This is a genomic window from Duganella levis, from assembly GCF_009857605.1.
Taxonomy (GTDB): Bacteria; Pseudomonadota; Gammaproteobacteria; order Burkholderiales; family Burkholderiaceae_D; genus Rugamonas; species Rugamonas levis.
Genome location: NZ_WWCT01000015.1, coordinates 152,819 through 169,597, shown reverse-complemented (window position 1 = coordinate 169,597; position 16,779 = coordinate 152,819). Strand labels below are relative to the sequence as shown.

Annotated in this window: 19 protein-coding genes; 7 read left to right on the top strand and 12 right to left on the bottom strand. The window is 54.8% G+C overall.

Features of this window, described 5'->3' with window-relative positions:
- Positions 1 to 270, top strand: a 270-nt coding sequence (locus GTP69_RS31390) for a hypothetical protein (RefSeq protein WP_229261042.1), incomplete at its 5' end; no start/stop codon positions are given.
- Between the two features lie 102 nt (positions 271 to 372).
- A complete protein-coding gene (locus GTP69_RS18680; RefSeq protein ID WP_371868015.1) occupies positions 373 to 837 on the top strand; it encodes a tyrosine-type recombinase/integrase in 465 nt (154 codons plus the stop codon).
- 627 nt (positions 838 to 1,464) lie between these two features.
- Here the strand turns inward: GTP69_RS18680 and GTP69_RS18675 are convergent.
- From GTP69_RS18675 to GTP69_RS18640, 8 genes are all read right to left on the bottom strand, one after another.
- Entirely contained in the window at positions 1,465 to 2,022 is a 558-nt protein-coding gene (locus GTP69_RS18675; protein WP_161056267.1) for a hypothetical protein, read from the bottom strand.
- A 97-nt stretch (positions 2,023 to 2,119) separates the two neighbouring features.
- The gene (locus GTP69_RS18670) at positions 2,120 to 3,163 is read right to left on the bottom strand and encodes a hypothetical protein (RefSeq protein WP_161056266.1); all 1,044 of its coding nucleotides are present in this window, start codon (positions 3,161 to 3,163) and stop codon (positions 2,120 to 2,122) included.
- A 360-nt stretch (positions 3,164 to 3,523) separates the two neighbouring features.
- Complete coding sequence (locus GTP69_RS18665; RefSeq protein ID WP_161056265.1) at positions 3,524 to 3,934, bottom strand: ankyrin repeat domain-containing protein; 411 nt, start codon at positions 3,932 to 3,934, stop codon at positions 3,524 to 3,526.
- Positions 3,935 to 4,017: 83 nt separating this feature from the next.
- On the bottom strand, positions 4,018 to 4,470 hold the full coding sequence (locus GTP69_RS18660) for a hypothetical protein (RefSeq protein WP_161056264.1): 453 nt from the start codon (positions 4,468 to 4,470) through the stop codon (positions 4,018 to 4,020).
- Positions 4,471 to 4,966: 496 nt separating this feature from the next.
- Positions 4,967 to 5,236, bottom strand: a complete 270-nt coding sequence (locus GTP69_RS18655) for a hypothetical protein (RefSeq protein WP_161056263.1) — start codon at positions 5,234 to 5,236, stop codon at positions 4,967 to 4,969.
- Between the two features lie 395 nt (positions 5,237 to 5,631).
- Entirely contained in the window at positions 5,632 to 6,036 is a 405-nt protein-coding gene (locus GTP69_RS18650; RefSeq protein WP_161056262.1) for a hypothetical protein, read from the bottom strand.
- Between the two features lie 64 nt (positions 6,037 to 6,100).
- Positions 6,101 to 6,631, bottom strand: coding sequence for an Imm42 family immunity protein (locus GTP69_RS18645; protein ID WP_161056261.1), 531 nt, complete (start codon positions 6,629 to 6,631; stop codon positions 6,101 to 6,103).
- 72 nt (positions 6,632 to 6,703) lie between these two features.
- Positions 6,704 to 7,168 carry a hypothetical protein gene (locus tag GTP69_RS18640; protein ID WP_161056260.1) on the bottom strand — a complete coding sequence of 155 codons (465 nt, stop codon included), beginning with the start codon at positions 7,166 to 7,168 and terminating at the stop codon, positions 6,704 to 6,706.
- A 137-nt stretch (positions 7,169 to 7,305) separates the two neighbouring features.
- Here GTP69_RS18640 and GTP69_RS18635 point away from each other — a divergent pair, with 137 nt between their 5' ends.
- Together GTP69_RS18635 and GTP69_RS31855 are read left to right on the top strand one after the other, a co-directional pair.
- Positions 7,306 to 7,578: a site-specific integrase gene (locus tag GTP69_RS18635; RefSeq protein ID WP_161056259.1), complete on the top strand. Its 273-nt coding sequence runs from the start codon at positions 7,306 to 7,308 to the stop codon at positions 7,576 to 7,578.
- Positions 7,579 to 7,882: 304 nt separating this feature from the next.
- The gene (locus GTP69_RS31855; protein ID WP_371868011.1) at positions 7,883 to 8,227 is read left to right on the top strand and encodes a helix-turn-helix transcriptional regulator; all 345 of its coding nucleotides are present in this window, start codon (positions 7,883 to 7,885) and stop codon (positions 8,225 to 8,227) included.
- 5 nt (positions 8,228 to 8,232) lie between these two features.
- Here GTP69_RS31855 and GTP69_RS18625 read toward each other — a convergent pair whose 3' ends face one another.
- The 3 genes from GTP69_RS18625 to guaB all read right to left on the bottom strand — a co-directional run bounded on the left by GTP69_RS18625 (position 8,233) and on the right by guaB (position 12,963).
- A complete protein-coding gene (locus tag GTP69_RS18625) occupies positions 8,233 to 9,429 on the bottom strand; it encodes a tyrosine-type recombinase/integrase (protein ID WP_161056275.1) in 1,197 nt (398 codons plus the stop codon).
- A 400-nt stretch (positions 9,430 to 9,829) separates the two neighbouring features.
- Positions 9,830 to 11,440: a glutamine-hydrolyzing GMP synthase gene (guaA, locus tag GTP69_RS18620; RefSeq protein WP_161056257.1), complete on the bottom strand. Its 1,611-nt coding sequence runs from the start codon at positions 11,438 to 11,440 to the stop codon at positions 9,830 to 9,832.
- Positions 11,441 to 11,499: 59 nt separating this feature from the next.
- Entirely contained in the window at positions 11,500 to 12,963 is a 1,464-nt protein-coding gene (guaB, locus tag GTP69_RS18615; RefSeq protein WP_161056256.1) for an IMP dehydrogenase, read from the bottom strand.
- A 127-nt stretch (positions 12,964 to 13,090) separates the two neighbouring features.
- Here guaB and GTP69_RS18610 point away from each other — a divergent pair, with 127 nt between their 5' ends.
- Positions 13,091 to 14,770: a LamG domain-containing protein gene (locus GTP69_RS18610; protein WP_161056255.1), complete on the top strand. Its 1,680-nt coding sequence runs from the start codon at positions 13,091 to 13,093 to the stop codon at positions 14,768 to 14,770.
- 28 nt (positions 14,771 to 14,798) lie between these two features.
- On the opposite strand, the gene GTP69_RS18605 is transcribed toward GTP69_RS18610, so the two are convergent.
- Entirely contained in the window at positions 14,799 to 15,014 is a 216-nt protein-coding gene (locus tag GTP69_RS18605; protein WP_161056254.1) for a hypothetical protein, read from the bottom strand.
- 142 nt (positions 15,015 to 15,156) lie between these two features.
- Here GTP69_RS18605 and GTP69_RS18600 point away from each other — a divergent pair, with 142 nt between their 5' ends.
- Together GTP69_RS18600 and gntR are read left to right on the top strand one after the other, a co-directional pair.
- The gene (locus GTP69_RS18600; protein ID WP_161056253.1) at positions 15,157 to 15,645 is read left to right on the top strand and encodes a DUF4124 domain-containing protein; all 489 of its coding nucleotides are present in this window, start codon (positions 15,157 to 15,159) and stop codon (positions 15,643 to 15,645) included.
- Between the two features lie 75 nt (positions 15,646 to 15,720).
- Positions 15,721 to 16,749, top strand: a complete 1,029-nt coding sequence (gene gntR / locus GTP69_RS18595) for an HTH-type transcriptional regulator GntR (RefSeq protein WP_161056252.1) — start codon at positions 15,721 to 15,723, stop codon at positions 16,747 to 16,749.
- Positions 16,750 to 16,779: the final 30 nt, after the last annotated feature.

Here is a 16,779-nt window from a genome sequence, read left to right as displayed (position 1 = left end):
TTGAAACAGCTTCATGAAGAACTAAAGGAGTTGGGCTTTGAAGGGTCTTACGACCGGGTTGCAGCGTTCGCCAGGGTATGGCGGGCGGGTCAAACTGACAGGGTCAATTCAGCTAGCAAACGCACACCTCGAATCGATTGTCGAGGCGCCGTAGAGCGTGCTCAACAAAAGCATGCCAGGAAAGGAAACTACTGGCATCTGCCTCCAACACTTTTGCGACCGCAGGACAAAATTGGAGCAGGAAGGCTTCCCAGTGTTTTGCAATACTAATCCAGCTCCCATGCTTGGTTTGAAACATAAAATCTCGAAGGTCGCGAGTAACATTCATGCATGGCTCGCCGGTTCCTTCAAGTTCCCAAGCGGTGATGTCCTATCTCTGGAAACTACTTCGACGGGGTTGAGCAGAAGAAAGGCAAAACTTCCAAGAGCAATCGGAAAGTGGACCTACGATTTATGGCGCACGATGCGCTTCAAAATCAACGAGATTACACTTCGGACGACTTAATCTTCCTGGATGCCCGATACAACACTCGCTGGACGGGTGACAAGGCCATTAGGCAACGATGGAGGCGTATCTTGAAGGCTGCTGGCGTGAGGTACCGAAATCCCTACCAGACGCGCCATACGTTCGCCAGTAGTCTTCTGATGTTAGGAGCAAACACGCTATATGTTGCATCACAGCTTGGGCACGAAAATACAGCGATGATCGAAAGGCACTATAGCAGGTGGATTACAGGCGGACTAGACGGGAATAAGCGCGCACAGCTCTTAGCACTTTATTCCCAAATTGATCCCAAACGCCGAAATGAATTCCCAGTATTTGAGCTAAGTGATTGATATCACTAGAAGAATTCTGGTGGGAAGTGCAAGTTTCGAACTTGATACTCGTGCTACAGCAGCGTAGCTCAGCAACCGTCAGTACTGGAACGTTATTGAAGAGCTACCGAAGCAGCGCCACTGTAGCGCGCTAAAATGATCCTCCATTGCCCCAAGTTTGCCCCAAATTTCTGCCTGTTAAACTCAACTCCGTCGCGTCGGGATTGGGTCCGTTCAACAGCGCCGCCGGTTGGCCAAGCTGGTTGTCCGCTCGCGCAACTGCACAGTCACGACTGCTAGGCCTTTCGTTCTAGGATGCTGCATGCGCGACTGACGACCGCCACCGCCTCCGCGCGGCAGCACTGGACAGCAAAAGCGTACCGCGATCTGGCGTCGGCTCGCGCCGATGACAAATTCGGCCTTGATGCTGCATGCTTCGCCGTGCTAGACGAAGATTACGGACGGCGTCGTGCTTTCAGTCCAATGCAGCGCCACATCGCTCACAGCAAACAGCAAGTGGACTTGGGCAACTCAGGATTTACCGTCTCCGCTAGGTCTGCTTGCGCCCCATCTCGGACCTTCGCGCCTATTATTGGACTCATCCCAAAGCAGCCAGCCAGATAATCGATAGCGATTTTAGAATACCACTCAATCCTGCTCAAAATAAAGTATCAATCCTGTGTAGAATTGCAACAATATTCCGCGTATCTGCTTAAGGCCATAATTTTGGCCTTGGAAATCGACATACATGTCTTTGTCCGTTGAAGTGAAAAAGTGTTGATAATAGTCATTGATGGGTGGCTCCTTACCTATCGCGGCGACAGCTCCGTTGTCTTTCCAATGGAAGTGCTTGCTTGCATTAGCAGTGTACGCACAGATTGACAAGCAATTCACTATATTGCGTTTAATACCACTATCGACATTTGGCACGCAGGTAGTATCTAAAATCCACTCATCAGATATAGTGGGGATGGTCCATTCTTTGTTCCGACTCGCTACAGAAAAATTCTTTGCCTTGCCACTAGCTCTATAGAATTTCTCTATCCATTCCGCGAGAACATAAGCAGTAACTATAAAATTAAATATATCGTAAGGATGAGGGTCATCTGTGAGCCTATCGCCATCTAAGCGAAGCTTTTTTAGCAAATCATCAGGGGTGAAGATTCCGTACGAAAGCGCATACATCGTTCGACTGGTAGTGTCCACTTTACTTTTCCAAGCGCAAAGAATATTAATCACATCTGCTTAAGGGGAAACCCAATCTTTGCAGTGCAAAAATTCGTTTCGGTGTGAACGGTCCTATCTAATTGTGTCCGTTCGCTCTAGTAACTTTGATATTGCTAACATGGTTTGAACTTTCGTCGACGATAATCAAATCAATTTTCACATCAGGAATTGATGCCTCATCAGGAAAGTCTTGGCCCTCTGGCTGCTCAAATTCACCTAAGGGCCCACCAATCAATTGGCCGGATAAATAAGGTCCTCCGCAAGACTTAAATGTTGGAGTGAAATCAAAAATCGCCTCTGGAACAAACTTGCGAACCATATTACATGCGACCATTCCCATCAACTGGACGGCGTCAGCTAGAGATTGACCAGTTTCTGCCTCGATTGAATCATTGGTACGACCATGAGTAATCCCATGTCTCACCTTCGATAATAATTTGAAGCTCGCTCCAGCATCCGGAACTCCGATAGTAAAAAATAAATCCCGAATTGCCTGCGTCGCCATGGGGACGCGAGTGGGTGAGTCCCCGCAAGATTTGCAGCTAATTGCACCACCGCATTCTCCACAAGGTATCGGTATTGATTTTTTTTCTTTTGAACCATTTGCCAGAACTTCGACAGCAGTCCAAAATTGCATGAATCTGTCTTCCTGAGAAAATAACAATAAGGCGGTTCTAAAACATTGAAGCGCCCGTCTCACATGTGGGGGCAAATCGCTTTGAGCCAAAGCATTCGCTGTTTTTATTATATTTCCCGAGAGAATTGTTTCGGGAAATTTATCTAATACATTGAGTGCCTTGAATTTTCTTTTCTTCTGCCCCGGCTCCCACTCGACAACCCGCCATACTTTTTCAATCACTAGACTGCATTGGCAGACATAAGCAAGGTTATCTAACCACCTCGCTAAAATAGCACGAAAGTCATGGCCTACCTCATCCATACTTTCAGCCTCACCCATTATTGTGGCATCTAAACTTCTAACAATCTTGTTTTCTAGCGCTGGAGCATTCCTGAGTGTAATTTTGTATTTAGAATCAAGATACTCTACCACAATAAAATCGTCAGAAGTTGGGAATACGATTTCTGATTTAACTCTGATATCGACGCGAAAGGTTGGCATGGAGATATCCTATGAACGTAGGCTCTTGGCCGAGAGCGGAAAAGAGCGCGAAACAGCTATGGATTTCGCTCAGTTAACCAACGGATTGAATGGGCTTGTGCGCCAAAAACGAGTGACGCCACAAAAAATCCCGAAAAGAAAATAAATGGAAAATTTATCAATGTCGTATCTGTAGATGCATACACTCCGCCACATACTGAAAGGACAAGTGTCGGCAACGCATATGGCCTTGTACTTGGCTTTATACATCCCACGATCAGAAATACAAAGATACCCAAGCCAATCCCCGCTGCCATATAGATTAAAACCTCTCCACCCATATCGTGGTTCCTTCAAATCAAGGTAGTCTGCTTTTGGCCGTTAGCCGAACGATTCGATAATTACCGCAATATGTCGGCCAGCATCGTCGCGACGCTTTTTTGCTCGTATTCGTGCGGTCAGACCTACCCAACCTTGGATGTCAGGATCAGCGCCATGCGCCATCATCAACTCAACAATTTCAGGATATTCTCCCTGAACTGCCAGGCTCAAAGGCGTTTCTCCAATCAACTCCTCTTCATGCCGATTCACGTTAGCACCAAGCTCTAAGAGAAGCTGAGCCGCTTGATAACTGTCACCCTCAACGGCATAGTGCAATGGGGCACGGCTCAAGTCATCAAATGCATCAATATCAAAGCCCTCACTGGCGAGGTGTGATATTTCACTGAGGTTTCCATCACGTGCAGCACGATGCAATTGCTCGGCTTCAAACCAGTCTTCACGAAGTGCCATTGGAAACTTCTGTCCCTTCACTCATTCTGATCGCGTCTGTATGTCTGCTGCTGGCCGAAGCCAGTCAAATGCCGCAGCCAATTCTACTTGGTTAGCTGGATACTCCGGCGATCACCAAAGCCATCATGAACATCGAGCACCGCTGGCACTCCAAAGTCACCGCCACCTGCCTTCCACCAACAATCAGCGAACCAAGACTTTAAGACGTCGGCCATCAAGTTCACGCCGCTGAATTTGAAGTCAGTGAAGTATCTGTCATCCATTTCCTCTAACTCATCAAGGTTTAGTGCCACTTCGCGCGAACGTTCGCTGGACTTCAAATTATCGTCAACAAAATATGCCCAGATGGAGGGTGCACCACAGTTCTCGGCATCGACGAACAGTTGGAATTCAACGCTTTGGACGGCAGCAGGAATAGGCTGAAGGAGAAAGCCGCGAATGCACTGAATCGAATGGTCCGATAGGTCTTCTAGCGACCGTATAAGCCTCTGGGAAAATTGGTTCTGGTCTAGTCCAAATGGGATCATTCTCTTCAATCTATATTTGTTTCTGTCCGCTGTTGGCCGGAAGCCGCCTACTATTTTAATTCTCTGAAAGCTGCGGTCTCAGCGAAAAACTCGTAGCAGCCTGTTTCATCTAGAAAAATTCTGAAATGGTGTAACTGTTTATACGCTCGTCGGGTCGAACGATCGGATTGCAAAAATCGAGCAAGCTCTTCCAGGGGGGATACCTCAATTAGCTTGAAATACGCATGCGCAATCCAGGAAGTCTCGCAACAATATAACTGCGTATAGCGATGCCATCGAACATTCGTGAATCGCATCTCAAGGTCAGGAAGTTCAGCGACGTGAAGAACAAGTGCAGCACTCCCATCGACCATATGTAATTCACTTCCCTCGTACTGTCCGGTATCGAATTCGGGTAATTCAAATATCGTTTTTACGTGAGTTTCCATATTTGATTATTTAATGATTAATGGACGACTGCTTGTGGCCGATATCAGCCTAGAACTACAATTTCATAGAGAGGAATTTACGCTAAAAACCCGAGAGATTTTCTATCAGCCGCATGGAAAATTGCTTTAATGAATCCGTGAGGAATTTTGAAATCCATCTCAAGAGCAGTACCATCAGGGGTCGTGTTTTCGAGAACCATATGAAAATACGGCCCATTGGGGTCTATCTTTTTCGCGTAAAGATAGCTCCCCATATCATTGCGCTTGAGCCACAGCGCAACGAGACTTCCAAGCTCTTCGGCAGCAGCCTCGAATAGGACTACAGCGTATACTTCTGAATTACTCACGCCCCCTCCTTTAAACAACTCCAATGACAACTCAGCGGCAGCTATTGGCCCTTTTCCGGTCAAAATCGCTCTCTCCATCTCTTAAAGTAGCGAGCACTTAACCACAATAATAGAGGAAAACTAAGCGACCAAAATATCAATGCAAGATACCCGCCAGAACTCTGAGTGGCAGCTTCCCATACGCTATGGGTGAAGAAGCCTCATACCGTCATCTCAACTAGCATTACCGGCAACCATAGCGCTCTATTGCCATCCCCAGCGATGGCGAACGAGACACCAACAATGAACAATGTTGCCAGCGCTAAACAGGTAAAGACTAAGACGTAAATAAACATTTTCGCTGATTGATTAGGCGGTAGTTGCGACAGTCCGCTCCTGGCCGAACCTGGACTGTTCTAAAAAATCGGTTTCGATATTGCTTTAACAGTCCACGCACCTAAGATGATTGCCACCCCGCAAAGCACGCCGTCCACAGCCGCCAGATTTAACGAGAGATCGCTCTTTACCGCCATGTTGGTTTGGTACGCAAGAATTAAAGATAGCGCTAAGGGTATCCATCCAACTATCGCTGAAGCCAAAACCGTGCGACCCGGAAACAGTCGATAAATTGGCCAAGCCGGGGCGGCAAAGAGGACCGCAAGCGTAATCATGCCACCAAGCCGTTCAGCATCGGGATTGATCGCCTTGCCACCATAAAACTCATGAGGCAGAAATCCATGGCAATACACCCATAGGATCGCAATAGAAATCCCGATCAGTAGAAGCAAACAACACTTGCCAACCTTGATTGCTACCTGCATTTACGCTCCAAGTTGAACCTTAAAGTCTCCGTCAGCTTCTGGCCGCATGCCGTCGAGTTGGCCGCTAGTTCCCGCCTTGATCAATCCAGTCAAGGAACCCTCGAACAACCGCGCAAAATGTTCCGACTTCTACTTTCATGCTTTCCAAAGCATCATCGCCTCTTTTAAAAAGCAATCGTACACTGCCTCCGTTTCGAACTATGAAGGATTTCGAATTGTCGAACGACTCACCGCCGTTAGTCAGAAAGTCGTATCGGGAAAAGCGTTTAGAATCCGCGACAACTTCTTCTGTAGAGCGGTCATCGTCAAGGTAAAGCGCCTTGTCGATGAGGTCCCATGTTACTGCATCGCTCTGGTCGTGAAAAAGGGCGCAATCCATCTGTGGAAGGTGCTCCAGGATTGCCTGAAGGTGGCTCGCAGTCACGTTCAGCATGCAGGCCGGCTCGTCAAAATCACCTAGTACCTTATCGCCTGCGCGAATGCACATTCTGCCAAACACGTGGCGCGGCTCACTTCCAAACGGTTCATGAGCGCAAACAATGGCGAATTGGGCCTGGTCCCCAAAGTGCCTATAAATCGATCCTTCTGAAGTCATTCGTTTGTCATGGGTTTAAATACTTGGAGCCAATTGCGAGCGGCGGCTCATGGCCGCTAGGTGGCGCTGGAATCATTTTCCCTTCGTCACCGTACCGCCTTCCCAGCCACACGCAGCGCCGGAGTAGACCATACAGGACTCACCCTTGATTTTTCCATGCTTAAATGGCTTATCGAACTCGACAGTGATTGTGCAAGCCTCACCATTCTCTTCTTTGGCAAAAGGAGTGAATGTCATCTTTCTTCCTACGACTTTTCCTAAACCTGCGACAGTACCAGAACAGGCCCCCTGCACAACGGTCGTCGTAGCGGCGATATCACCTTTCTGACTGTCGAGCACAATCACTTGCAAAAATAAGCCTCCAGGGGATGAGTAAGTGCCCTCCACATTGGCGTATTGGGCCAAAGCATGTGGTGAAGCTGCAATAATCGCGAGACCCAAAACTCCCTTCTTGATCATCTTTGTCATTTTTTGATTAGGAAAAATTCTAAACTTGAGAGGCCGCTCTTGGCTGACTGCGACCGATGGGCTCAGCATAGCACTATTGCCTATGTGAAAATGCGCAAATTCTAACGTGGGAAAAGCCTTACTGATGAAGCCGGCGCATAGTGGAGCTCCAACACAAGGAGCTCTATCATGAACACAAAAACTTTCGCTTCCGAGTAGGGGGTGCCATGGAACAAGGCAAAATTGTCGGCCAGAAGGCGCCGCTCCGCATCAGTGAGATCTGGGCTATTCGAGTCCGGCTTCAAATCTACGGGCGCCGGCGAGATCTGGCACTCTTCAATATAGCGATCGACAGCAAGCGGCGCGGTTGTGACTTGGTACAAGTACGCGTTCTCGATGTTGTTCACGGCAGTCACGTGGCCAGCAGAGCGACCGTGATGCAGCAAAAAACAAAACAGCCCGTTCATGTTGATTTGCGCGAGATTGTGACCCAACCTTAGGCATAGTTTTTGCTGCGCCAGGTGACCCATACGACTTGAGGCGCAAAGCATCCGTTCCAGGCTTGCGGCGCAAAAAGCGGGTCAATCATACTGGGTCAACCCTGCGCGCAAATGAACAACAGGCTCACAGCTCAGAGCTTAAACAAGAGAACTAGCGCAAGCCATTTCAATCTGCTTAAGCAGGTCCGCCCCTCCACCGACAGCATCTCGATGTGCTGATCTGCCTCAGAACACGGCAATCAAAAAAGGCCAGAATAAGTCTGACCGAATCGCCATATCGCAGGCGGTGCCTTATCCGGCGCGAATGACCAATTGCCCAGCTCGTACAACCATGGCTACCGACCTGATCGCTAAGCACACAGCACCGCAACAGGGTGACCCGAATACACCTAGTGCAATAGCCGCCCGCCCGTTCGCAGCACAACATCCCGGCCTGGTACTCATCAACAGAAAACAACTATTGCAAAAGGTCCCCCTCTCGGAAAGGACAATACTCGACATGGAAAAACGCGGAGAGTTCCCACGGCGATTCGCGATCAGTGCCCGCCATGTCGCGTGGGACCTCCAAGAAGTCGATCAATGGATCCAGCGCCGGCGTCAAACTGCAGGTCAGCTCCAAGCGCCGGGGACGGATTTGCGTACCAAATAGTCAGGTCAAGCCGTCACACCTACCCACTCATCGATCATATCAGCCCACTTCTGCAGCATGTCGCGGCGCTGCACTGCATACTCCGCCTTGTTGTAGACTGCTCTGACGCCCCGCTGCTCATGCGCTAGGCACTTTTCTATCCAGTCACTGTTAAAACCCGCCTCGTGCAAGAGTGTCGATCCGGTACGCCGCAGATCGTGGACGGTGAACGGGGCCAACTGGCGATCATGTGTCCGTGCCTGCTCCTCCACCGCATACACAATCCTATTCAGCGTGACGTGCGAGATAGGTTGATCGGGATCGTAGCGGGAAGGGAAAATAAATTCTGACCCGCCTGCGCAGATCTTCAAGGCCAACAGTATTTCTAACGCCTGGCTCGACAAATACACATGATGGGGATTTCGGCGTTTCATCCGCTCAGCCGGGATCGTCCATAGCGCATTGCTGAAGTCTATTTCAGACCAAGTCGCCTCTGCCAGTTCAGACTTCCTGAGCAATGTCAGTAGCAAAAGCTTGATGGCCAATCGCAACGGTGCCGCGCAGCTGACATGCTCGATGAATTGGTAAAGCAGCCGAATTTCTGGCGGGCTCAGTGAACGATCTCGTGGCACAAAGCGGGCGATACTGGACGGCTTGACTCTGTCAGCTGGATTCTCCACATCGATGCCACGCTGACGCGCATACTCAAACACTTGCATCACGATCTCCCGCGCGTGGACTGCCGTGGCGGGAGCCCCCCGCTCCACGATGCGGTCGCACAGCCCACGCAGTTCATGGTGGGTGATCTCCGAAAGTAACAACCGGCCGAAAGGTCTTGCCAAATCTCGTTCATATACGGAGCGCCGCATGTCGCGCGTAGACTCCGCCATCCGATACTTGTCCAACCACCGCGCGGCCCAGATGGCGAAATTCTCCTGCTCTGCAATATTTAACTTCTGACGCGCTTTGACACGTGACGGCGACTCCGCCATGGACAACCGCTTCCTGGCTTCGGCAAACCGCTCGCGTGCTTCCAGCAGTGTTAAGCCACCGGGACCATAACGCCCGAATACGAGTGTCTCTTGTCGGCCATGCAGACGGTAGTTATATCTGAACGAGACGCCGCCGGCTTTGGTAACCAGCACATACAGTCCATCTCTGTCAGCGACTTTATAGTCCGCGTCACGCGGCTTGAGATTCCGCAACTTGGTATCGCTTAGCATCATAGCCTCCGTGGCTGAATGATGGTATTTCGTTAGAAAGCTGGATATTCAGAGAAAGTGTTGGAGAATCAACGGGTTAAAACGAGCCCAGGTGGAAATTCCCGAGCCGGTATACCAACACGGCTTTCGCGTGATACCCCCGTCAACTTCTTCAGCAAATTCAACGTCTTATCGATCGTATACCATCAAAAACAGGGTATTTTTCGCATCATCAATAAGGCTTAGACATCGTACGTGAATGCTGGTTCATAAAAAAGCCATCAAAAATGCCATGAACAAGAGTTGCTTGTAGCTGCCGGACTTTGCCGGTAACGGAGATTGCACATAAAAAAAGCCCCTGAAATCAGGGGCTTATCTTGGATGAGCTGCGCTTATTCGCTCGTGTTCGCCAGACTGACAATCATTCCCACTCGATAGTCGCAGGTGGCTTACCGGAAATGTCGTAAACGACGCGATTGATACCACGCACTTCGTTAATGATGCGGTTGCTTACCTTGCCCAGCAGCGAATGCGGCAGGTGTGCCCAGTGCGCGGTCATGAAGTCCTGGGTCTGCACGGCGCGCAGCGCCACCACGTATTCGTAGGTGCGGCCGTCGCCCATCACGCCCACCGATTTCACCGGCAGGAATACGGCGAACGCTTGCGAAGTCGCGTCGTACCAGTTCTTCGGCACGGCGTCCTGATCGAAGCCCGGCACAATGGTGGCTTCGTACGGCGTGTTGCGCAGCTCTTCGATGAAGATGGCATCGGCCTGGCGCAGCAGGTCGGCGTATTCCTTCTTCACTTCACCCAGGATGCGCACGCCCAGGCCCGGGCCCGGGAATGGATGACGGTAGACCATGTCATGCGGCAGGCCCAGCGCGACGCCCAGCTTGCGCACTTCGTCCTTGAACAGTTCGCGCAGCGGCTCCAGCAGCGACAGTTTCATGTGCTCCGGCAGGCCGCCGACGTTGTGGTGCGACTTGATGGTCTGGCCTTTCTTGCCCTTGCCGGCCGACTCGATCACGTCCGGGTAGATGGTGCCCTGCGCCAGCCATTTGGCGTTGACCAGCTTGCCCGATTCCTTGTCGAACACTTCGACGAATTCGCGGCCGATGATCTTGCGCTTCTGCTCCGGATCGCTGACGCCGGCCAGGTGACCCATGAACTGGTCTTCGGCATCGACGCGGATGACTTTCACGCCCAGGTTGTTGGCGAACATGTCCATGACCATCTTGCCTTCGTTCAGGCGCAGCAGGCCGTGGTCGACGAACACGCAGGTCAGCTGGTCGCCGATGGCGCGGTGGATCAGCGCTGCCGCTACGGACGAATCGACGCCGCCGGACAGGCCCAGGATCACGTCATCGGTGCCGACTTGCGCGCGGATTTTCTCGACCGCTTCCGAGATGTAATCCGGCATGTTCCAGTCCGATTTGCAGCCGCAGATTTCGTGCACGAAGCGGCTCAGCATGACTTTGCCCTGCTCGGTGTGCGTGACTTCCGGGTGCCACTGCACGCCGTAGAAGCTTTTCTCTTCGTTGGCCATGGCGGCGATCGGGCACGACGGCGTGTCGCCCATCAGCACGAAGCCTGGCGGCATGTCCAGCACCTTGTCGCCGTGGCTCATCCAGACCTTTTGCATGCCGTGGCCTTCGTCGGTGACGAAGTCGACAATGCCGTCCAGCAGGCGGGTGTGGTTGCGCGCGCGCACTTCGGCGTAACCGAATTCGCGCACTTTGCCGTTCTCTACCTTGCCGCCCAGCTGGGCCGCCATGGTTTGCATGCCATAGCAGATGCCCAGTACCGGCACGCCCAGGTCGAACACGGCGTCCGGCGCACGCGGCGCGTCGCCTTCCAGCGTCGAGCTGTGGCTGCCCGACAGGATCACGCCGGCGGCGCCGTAGTTGCGCACGAATTCGTCGCTGACGTCATACGGATACACTTCCGAGAACACGCCGGCATCGCGCACGCGGCGCGCGATCAGCTGGGTCACTTGGGAACCGAAATCGAGAATGAGGATTTTAGAGTGCATGGAGTTTGAACCAGGTTGAATATAGAAAAACGCCGGCGTCGGCCGGCGTTTGCAAGGTCTTAGTCGCCCGAACGGTAATTCGGCGCTTCCTTGGTGATCTGCACATCGTGCACATGCGACTCGCGCATGCCGGCCGAGGTGATTTCGACGAACTCGGCTTTGTTGCGCAGTTCATCGATGGTAGCGCAGCCGCAGTAACCCATCGACTGACGCACGCCGCCCACCAGCTGGAAGATGATCGCCAGCACCGAGCCTTTGTAGGCTACGCGGCCTTCGATACCTTCCGGCACGAACTTGTCGGCCTTCATGGTGGCGTCCTGGAAGTAGCGGTCGGCCGAACCATCCGACATCGCCCCCAGCGAGCCCATGCCGCGGTACGATTTGTACGAACGGCCCTGATACAGGATCACTTCGCCTGGCGCCTCTTCGGTACCGGCAAACATCGAGCCCATCATCACGGTCGAGGCGCCGGCTGCCAGCGCTTTCGAGATATCGCCCGAGAAGCGGATGCCGCCGTCGGCGATACATGGCACGCCCGTGCCTTCCAGTGCTTCAGCAACGTTGGAGATGGCGGTGATTTGCGGCACGCCCACGCCAGCAACGATACGGGTGGTGCAGATCGAGCCAGGACCGATGCCGACCTTGACTGCGTCCGCGCCGTATTCCACCAGTGCTTTGGCAGCGGCGGCGGTGGCGATGTTGCCGCCGATAACGTCCACGTGCGGGTACTTGGTCTTGATCCACTTTACGCGGTCCAGGATGCCTTGCGAGTGACCGTGGGCGGTGTCGACCACCAGCACGTCCACGCCGGCGGCGACCAGCAGGTCGATGCGCTCTTCATCCTTGGCGCCAACGCCGACTGCGGCGCCGACCAGCAGCTTGCCCTGCGAGTCTTTCGACGCCAGCGGGTGCTCGTGCGATTTCTGGATGTCCTTGACGGTGATCAGGCCGCGCAGCTCGAATGCGTCGTTGACGACCAGCACGCGCTCCAGGCGGTGCTTGTTCATCAGGCGCTTGGCTTCGGTGGTGTCGGCGTCTTCCTTGACGTACACCAGCTTGTCGCGTGGGGTCATCTTGGCGCGCGCTTCGGCGTCCAGTTCCTGCTCGAAACGCAGATCGCGGTTAGTGATGATGCCGACCACTTCCTTGCCTTCAACCACAGGGAAGCCGGAAATGCCGTATTGCTCGGTCAGCTTGATGACGTCGCGGATCTTCATGGTCGGCGGGATGGTGATCGGATCACGCAGCACGCCGGCCTCGAAGCGCTTGACGCGCGCCACTTCACGGGCCTGATCTTTCGGATTCAGGTTTTTGTGAATGATACCGATACCGCCCTCTTGCGCCATGGCGATCGCCAGACGCGCTTCGGTGACCGTGTCCATCGCCGCCGACAGCAGGGGGATGTTCAGGCTGATATTGCGGGTCAGACGGGTTTTGAGGGACGTATCCGCAGGCAGGACGTTGGAGTACGCTGGGACGAGCAGCACGTCATCGAATGTGAGTGCTTTTTGAAGTAGACGCATAGCATTTCCTATAGGCGCAAAGCGGCATTATACAGGGATTGAGATTAATTGTCTGCAACAGACTGCGCCCATCTCGCGATCTCGGTAATAATAGCCAGATCCTAACACCTTCAAAGGTTCCGTCGTCATGTACAAGCAACCTGACCTACTCCGCCGCAACGTCGTCAGATACCTGTCCAGCATTCCGTTGCTGCCGCTGGCTGGCGTCAGCAGTGCGTCCGCCGCAGCGGGAACCTTTGCCTTCGCCGGCCTGAAGCCGGATTTTGAGGCTGCCGTGACCGGCCTCACCCTGACCGAAGACCTGCGCTTCGGCAGCAGCGCAGTACCCAGCGGCACGGCGGTCAGCGCTGCGATCAAGACGCTGGCCGATGTCGCCGCGCGCTTCAACCCGCTGGAAGGCGATTTCGGCCCCAACGGCGCCCACCAGGGCGGCACCGGGCCTGTCACCATCAATAGCGAAGTGCAGCGTTACGCCACCGAATTCAACCCGCAAAACCATGTGCTGGAAGCTGATGGCCTGCGTCTGCAGGCCGTACTCAGCGGCGGCCACTTCAATTCCTACCTGCGTGGCAACGTCGTCACCACCGGCAATGGCTTCAATGCCGGCGCCGAGGGCGCCTCGGCGCCAACCCGGCTGGCCGACATCGGTTTGACCGTAGCCGACCTGGCCAAGATTGAAGTGGGCACCTGCATTACCGGCGGCAGCAATTCCGGCATTGCGGTGGTAGTGGACAAAGATGCCGGCGCCGGCACCATCACGTTTGAAGCGGTCAGCTCCGGCATCAAGACTGCCTACAAGGGCAACTGGCACGTCACCTTCACCACGTTTGCCTTCGCGCGGGTAGCGGCCGAAGTGAGCAATGGCGGCATGACCACCCTCAAATTCAAGACACCGCTGGCGTCCACCGTGGTGCCCGGCATGTTTGCGATGGGCGTCAATGGCGATCCCGGTTACTACAATGACCCGCGAGCAGCCGATCGCGCCCGGGTGGCGTCGGTTGCCGCCGACCGGCTGTCGGTCACGTTCGACAAGCCGGTGCGCTTTGGCCGCCCTCTGAAAGTGCTGACGCCGGGCGGCGACAATACCGGCGACGGCGTGCTGTTCGTGCCGGGACTGAGTTCGGGTCAAATCTGGAGCAAGCGGGCGTACGGGCCGCAGCGGCCAGGCTTCCAGGTCCAGGCGCTGGAGGTCGAAATCACCATGCCGGCCATGCCCCAGTTCCCCGGCGGCGGCTACTACGCCAAGCCGGCGATTGAGAAGGCCATGGCCGCCACCCCGGGCATGCTGTGGGGATATTGGCCGGCCGTGTGGTTCTACAGCTTCAATCCCGAACGCATCCGGGTCGCGCAGTCGCCGTCGCCGGAAGTGGACGTGTTTGAATTGTTCACGCGCCTCAGCAACGGCCCATCGACCTGGACCGGCTTTTTGCACACCCAGCCCTACCAGCGCAAGGTGGCGTCGCCGCGTGGCGGATTCTGGGCCGGCAACCCGTCGGGCAACAGCAACAGCGGCATCCAGACCCGTGATGCAGCGTATCTGGTATTGCCGAAGCCCCTCGCCAATGGCCAAAAGCGCACCGTCGGCGTCATCTGGACCCGGGACAAGGTGGTGCATTATCTCGATGGCGTTGCGGTGTCTGAGTCCGACTGGGTGACCGCCCAGGGACTGCCGCACCAACTGGGCATCAACCTGGCCTGCGGATCGCTGAGTGGCAACAATGCCTCCGGCTTGTTCTTCCCGCAGAACGATGCGCAGGCCACCGGCCAGTTCCTGACGGTTCACACGATTAAAACCTGGGAATTGTAGAACTGGGCGGCAGGGAAAGCCGCGATCGCTATTCGATGGTGTACGGCTCGCCTTCGTCTTCGGTATAGCGCACCGGCCCCAGATTGTTGGCGGCAATGCGCTGGCCCAGCGTCGACGCCGCGTCGGCGGTCAGGTTCTCGTGCGCGAACACGCGGTCGAGGATCTGCGCATCAGGGACGCGGGAGGCGCTGGAGAATTCCAGCGGCTCAGATTTGTTGCTGTACCAAACCTTGTAAAATGGCATGCCAATCTCCTATGGTGTGAGGGTTGCATTATATTAGCGCATCAATCGCCAGGACGGCGCAGTGCGCAGGCTGTACTGGGGTGCAGTTGACAGTTGTCATGAATCATGGCGAAATCTGCGCACGTCTACACTGGAGCGCCTCATGAATCACCGCCACATCCTGCTTGCCACACTGCTGCTGGCCGCCTCATCGCTGGCCGTGGCGCAGTACATCTGGGTGGACGACAAAGGCGTCAAGCAACTGTCCGACCGCCCTCCGCCGCCCAACATCCCTGAAAAGCGCATCCTGAAGGCGCCTGGCAAGCCGCTATTCAATCCCTATGCGCCAGCCGAGGCTGAGCCGGCCGCCAGGCCGGCAACCGCGTCCGCCCCCACGCTGGCCGAACGCAATGACGACTTCAACAAACGCAAGCAGGCAAGCGCCGAAGCCGCCCAGCGCGCGGCCGCCGAGGCCCGCAACAAGGCCGAGCAAGCCGCCAACTGCGACGCCGCCCGCAAGAACCAGCAGGCGATCGACCAGGGCGTGCGCCTCAGCAGTTTCGATAAAAATGGCGAACGCAGCTATATGGACGACGCACAGCGCGAAGAATTGCGTAAAAACACGCAAAAAGTGTTAGCCGAATGCAAATAACCTCTCTTACTTTCGGCTTTCCTGCCGTATGATATCGCTATCAGCATCAATATCAACATTAATCAAGTTTCATCAATGACGAAGACTCAAGCGGGCAAGAGCCGCGCCAGTGGCCGCATCACGCTGGCGATGGTGGCCAACAAGGCCGGGGTGGCGACCATGACCGCCTCGCGCGCCATTACCCAGCCGGAGATGGTGTCGCAGGCGCTGCGCGACCGGGTGGACAAGGCCGTTGTCGAGCTGGGCTATGTACCAAATCGTGCCGCCCGCGCGCTGGCTTCGTCGCAATCGAAGGTGATCGCGGTGCTGGTGCCGTCACTGTCCAACGCCGTGTTCACCGAAGTGCTGGCCGGCATCCAGGACGCGCTGGACGCCGATGATTACCAGATCCTGATCGGCAACACCCGCTATTCCGACAAGGAAGAGGAAAAGCTGATCAACACCTACCTGCAATCGAATCCCGACGGCATGCTGCTGTCCGGCCTGAGCCACAGCCCGCGTGTGCAGCAGATGCTGTCCACGCTGCGCATGCCGGTGGTGTCGATGATGGACATGTCCAGCGATCCGGAGCAGTTGACGGTCGGCTTCTCGCAATTCCAGGCCGGCCACGCGATGACGCGCTATCTATTAGACAAAGGCCACAAGCGGATCGGCTTCATCGGCGCGCAGCTGGACGAACGTACGCTGCGCCGCGCCGAGGGCTACCGCAAGGCGATGCAGGAAGCCGGCCTGGCCGACGTCAAGCTGGAGGTGATGGTCGCCGAGCCGTCCACCATCGCCCTCGGCGCCGAGCTGGTGGGCCGAATGCTGGCGCAGGCGCCGGATTGCGACGCCATCTTCTGCTGCAACGACGACCTGGCGCACGGCGCTATTTACCAGTGCCAGCGGCGCGGTATCGCGGTGCCGTCGCAACTGGCGATCTGCGGTTTCAACGACCTGCCCGCCTCGGCGTGGATGAATCCGTCGCTGACCACCATTGGCACGCCGCGCTACCGCATCGGCTTCGAGGCGGCCACCCTGCTACGCTCGGTCATCAAGGGTGACAATCCTGTCAACAAGCAGGTCGACCTCGGCTTTACGCTGATGGCGCGCGAGAGCGCCTAGCCTCCCGGCGCCGCTGCTGCGGCGCAGCAT